The organism is Endozoicomonas sp. YOMI1, assembly GCF_024606345.1.
Lineage (GTDB): Bacteria > Pseudomonadota > Gammaproteobacteria > Pseudomonadales > Endozoicomonadaceae > Endozoicomonas.
This window is the reverse complement of record NZ_JAHHPM010000575.1, coordinates 1-4,510: the sequence shown is the minus strand read 5'-3', so window position 1 is coordinate 4,510 and position 4,510 is coordinate 1. Positions and strand designations below refer to the sequence as shown.

The 4,510-nt window shown below is 43.5% G+C and carries 5 protein-coding genes; 4 read left to right on the top strand and 1 reads right to left on the bottom strand.

What is annotated here, in order from left to right:
• The first annotated feature begins 327 nt into the window (after window positions 1–327).
• The 4 genes from KDK15_RS20205 (at window position 328) to KDK15_RS20190 (ending at window position 3,870) form a co-directional block, all read left to right on the top strand.
• The gene (locus KDK15_RS20205) at window positions 328–1,938 is read left to right on the top strand and encodes a hypothetical protein (RefSeq protein WP_257297202.1); all 1,611 of its coding nucleotides are present in this window, start codon (window positions 328–330) and stop codon (window positions 1,936–1,938) included.
• A 52-nt stretch (window positions 1,939–1,990) separates the two neighbouring features.
• A complete protein-coding gene (locus KDK15_RS20200; RefSeq protein WP_257297201.1) occupies window positions 1,991–2,800 on the top strand; it encodes a hypothetical protein in 810 nt (269 codons plus the stop codon).
• Entirely contained in the window at window positions 2,800–3,213 is a 414-nt protein-coding gene (locus KDK15_RS20195; RefSeq protein WP_257297200.1) for a C2H2-type zinc finger protein, read from the top strand. The genes KDK15_RS20200 and KDK15_RS20195 overlap by 1 nt, the downstream gene beginning before the upstream one ends.
• Window positions 3,214–3,297: 84 nt before the next feature.
• A complete protein-coding gene (locus KDK15_RS20190) occupies window positions 3,298–3,870 on the top strand; it encodes a hypothetical protein (RefSeq protein WP_257297199.1) in 573 nt (190 codons plus the stop codon).
• Window positions 3,871–4,005: 135 nt separating this feature from the next.
• Here the strand turns inward: KDK15_RS20190 and KDK15_RS20185 are convergent.
• Window positions 4,006–4,510 (bottom strand): hypothetical protein (locus KDK15_RS20185; protein WP_257297198.1); only part of this gene is annotated, 505 nt, incomplete at its 5' end.

The window sequence follows — 4,510 nt, the reverse complement described above, 5'->3', positions numbered from 1 at the left end:
CATGATAGATCGTGCCAGGCACCCTTCGACTCCGCTCAGGATGAACGGAGAGTGAGTTCTAAATGTCGGAATATTATTTAAGGGCAATTACAATTACTTAGAAGTCTCCCAAGGCGCACGCGGCTAAACATCTACGACGTACAATCGTACTAATACGATTAATTAGTCGGAAGCTTACTTCCCACACATTTTACCCCTCTACTAAATGAACTTTTCTCCGCCCCTGCTGTCAAAAATAATATAAATTTAATTTTTTATTTCTGTTTATTTATTGCACTGAGAAGCAACACACTGAGTCACAGACAAGAGCAGTTGACGTGATAGCCTATGTTACCAACACCGCCACCAGCGACGAATTTTCCGGCTGCTACCAGTAGCAGACCTCTTGACGCCGACCATGCCGTTCAGAGCCGGTATTTCAACCGTGACATCCGCCGGATACCGGGCCTGCCACTGGTGTTAAACAATACCAGACTCATCGGCATGGAGTACGAGGCTCATAACGTGGGCGTCACAGCGCCTGGCATCGTCCTCAGAAAAGGCTCCGTCATTGCAGAAACCAGTGGATGTCACTTTGGCTACCCATTAATGAGCCTGACCATTGAAAAGCAGGGCGAGGTGCAACTACTGGCAGCACTGGAAACGGTGCTGGCGCCGTTGTCACCGGAGACCCTGGACAAACTGCGTTTATGTGAGCTGGTGGAAAAACTGTTTGAGATGCTGGCAGACATCCCCTCAGATACCGGCATGGCGCTGGAAGAACTGCTCCACCAGTACAACCGATGGCTGAACAGCCTTGAATGGCCTGACGAGCGCATCCGCGCTCTTTTGCAGTTGGCGGCAGTCAGTGAACCGACCTCGCTCAGGTACGACCGGGGTCTTAACTGTGCCCAGCTGAATAAAGCGGAGACCAGCTCCCTGACCGACAAAGGGCCCCTGACATTAATAAAGATTCCAAACCGGCCGGTCGGCTGGAATTATTATAAACAGACCAGTTTTTTTGTAGAGTTCAAAAATATCAGACAACTTGCGAATATCCCCCAGCCAAGTGAACTCTACTCACTGCTTGATGCATTCTGGTGGTATAGAGCAGAATATCTCGCGACCTTTCTGCTGCAGGAGTTGGGAATAAAAACTGAGCACGAAAATACAATACCCGTCTTTATGCACTGGTCGTACAACTGCCTGAAAATAATTAACTATGGCTTTGTGACCAAAGTGTTCGGTGGTCATAAGGTCGTTCGCTTTGTGTCTTTGAGCTTTAGAGTTGGCCCGTTTCAGGAGGTGCTTGAACTGCTATCCGATGAGACCGTTGAAGAGCTGGTCACAAGCATTGATAGAGACCAGGACAACTACCTTTACGAGATCATAAAAGAGATATTTTTAAACCATGAAAACAGGGAAGGACCCCCTTCACAGCGCGTCGCCTATGACAAGCTGGAGCAATGGCTGTTTCACGAAGTTCAGGAACTGATCAAAGTCCTCAAAATAAGGCATCAGCACGGTAAACATCACGTTTATAACCCTTTTTCACCGACGCCTTATATTGTTACCGGGGATAACGAAAAACTGATATTGCCTGATCCTGGCAAGGCTGCTAATTACTTGCGGCATTTTGTTCTGACTCGGCCTAATGACAACTATTATTTCCTCTATGAATTAACATCAATCGACGAATCACATTATTGCGTTGTCGAGTTCAGAGTTAATCAGGCCAGCAGGAAAGCGTTAGTTTGTTCTGATCTTCCGTTCAATAATCCGGAGCGACCCTTTGACCCATCACGCCTCACCAACAATGAACAACAGATGATGGCTCTTCTTTTTGAAAACAGAGCCGTGCCAACCTTCGTCGACAATAATCTATGGCTCCAGATGCTGCAGTCTTTGCTTGAATCTTTGCCCGATCTGGATACTGGACAGACAGAAATTTCAAACTAGCCTCAAGACTGTTAATCAAAACTCAAAATTAGTAGTAGAAGGTGATAAACAAATGTATCAGGCCAATTTCAATGCGACTGGGGTACGCTCAAGTACTGGCGATAGGCCAGTCAAGAAGAGGCCTATGCCTGGTTCGGGGCAAGCAACATTGGCTTCAACGTCATTTGGCAGAGAGGTAAGTGTTGAACAGAGGCCTTTAGCCAAGCGAGTCAAACGCCAGGCAGAGTATGATAATCCCGTCATTGCAGATCTCAGAGACAAAAGCTGTAAAATGGCTGAAACTGGCTCAGCTGGTCAGAACTCACTGACAAAACCTGCTCAGAACATTTTTATAGGTAATAGAGAATATACTCGTCAGGAACTTGTTAAGATACCAGTGAAAGCGCTTAATCTGCTTCTCAAGAAGGAAGAAAGTGAAGAAATTAAAAAACAAGTGAAATATATTAGAAGAATAGAAAAAAACAGGACTCATCAAATAGCAGCCAGAAAGAAACAAAAAGTTAAAGATCAAACCATTTTAAATGAAATGGGAATGTTGAAATCTGAAAACAACAGGCTAGAGCTAGAGAATAAATCTCTTATAAAGAAAAAAAACAGGCTGAAGTTAGAGAAAAAATCGCTTGTATTGGAAAAAAACAGGCTAGTGTTAGAGAAAAAAATGCTTGTATCGGAAAAAAACAGGCTGGAGTCAGAGAACAGATCTCTAATAACGGAAAAAAACAGGCTGGAGTTAGAAAACAGATCTCTAATAACGGAAAGAAATACTATTTGGGGAGATATCAAGCCTTCATGCAAGGTAAGCATTAGGAACCCAAAAGACTGTCTGTCTGTGGATAAGTATATCCTGAGAGGTAATAAATAATGCAACCAAATCAAATATCGTCCCCCCAATATCGGAAAACTCAGGATCTGCACCCGGCATTCCAGGGAATTGGTGTGCAGCCGCAAATTCTACCCCATGGCACCATGAACGGCATGCATGTTTATGTAACAACAGGCCAGTTCTTCCTTGAGACTGCGCCACTCACTGCAAAACCATGGGTGCAGCATTATCCAATATACTGTCAGGCTAAAACTGAACTTGCCTATGCCAACCATGACTCGGGCCAGCAGGAGCCTCAAGAAGAAAGCAATCCCTTCAAGTGTAGTTTGTGCCAGCGTAAATCAGTCAGTCTCAAAGGTCTCAGAAATCACTTATACCGTCACCACAAAGAACTGTCTTCTGCAGAGCGCAAAAGCATACTTCGGGCATTCGGAAACTTGCATAATGCATAAACCATCACCGTGTTGGTTAGCGCATAAGGAATTTAACGCTAACAGTGAGAGTATCAACCCATTCAAGTTTCACTGAGCTAGTATATGATCTCTGACTACTTAACCCCACAAAATCAAAGCAGTAATGCAACTGTCCCTGTCAGGGATAGGGTTGAGGAGCAGGACATGCAAATTCTTGCCAATATTAACCAGGCTGAATGTAAAGCCAATTGTGGGTTTGTCGCTATGAGGGTATTTCACTATCTGGAGAATAAAACTTTTCAGCCCATTCTTTATGATGAATTCCATGCGCCAGCTCCACTATCTACACTGACTGTTTATGGCAAACTTGATGACATGTACTTAGGTAAAAAAACACTGAGACTGGAATTATTTGAAGGAGACCATGATGATCTAATATTTTCCTGTGAGCAGAAATTGTTTGAAATGAAGCAAAATGCACATGCCATTGTCAGTTTTTCATATCAAGTAGCTGGTGAAGAAAGAGGGCATTTTTTCAATATTTACCGGAACGAGTCCACCTATAAAATCATTGATGCTATTAATGCCATGGCTTTTGATAGATATGCCGTTTGCAAGAACTTGAGTGAATACTTTCATATTAAACTGCCTCGAGTTGGTGCTGAGACGTTGACAAAAATACAGCTTATACACTGACCAAATTGACTATATTGTATTCCATAAGCTCATTCTGGAAAAAAATCTACATTTTATCGGATTTAGGGAAATTCTCGCATTAACTACTAAGTACCTGGTATAGCGATTTGGAGTAATAGTTGTGTGGACCCGGCCTTATTCATACATCATCGCAAGCAGTGATGTGATAAATTCTTTCCTCTTGATCTCGTAATTATTAACATGCTGAGTGGTCAATAGCCAGTCGTTAATTCTGTGCTCAAAATCATTACGGCAAACATGGCTAGTCAATTTCGTTTGAAGATTCGCAGTAAGCGTATGCAGACGTTGTTGTTCTTGAAGCTGATGACTCCGGCAGTCAGGTTTTCCGGGGTTGCTTTCAGAGTGCAGATCGATAAACTGCCTGGCTTTATTCAGGGTAAGCAGAGAGCGTATAAGCAAGCCATAAATACGCTCCTCGGTATTTTGGGGGTTGTTAAAAAGAATGGTTCGGGGTAAGTCAAATATCTCTCCTTTTTGTAATTGCTTTGTCAGTGGATCAAGGTTATCAGTGAGGTATTCCAGCGTATCGTTCAGCAATTTGGTTTCATCAGCAAACGACAAACACCTAGGAGGCTGTCCGAGAATAGACTGCCCTACTGCGGTGGCAGCAAATTGGTCT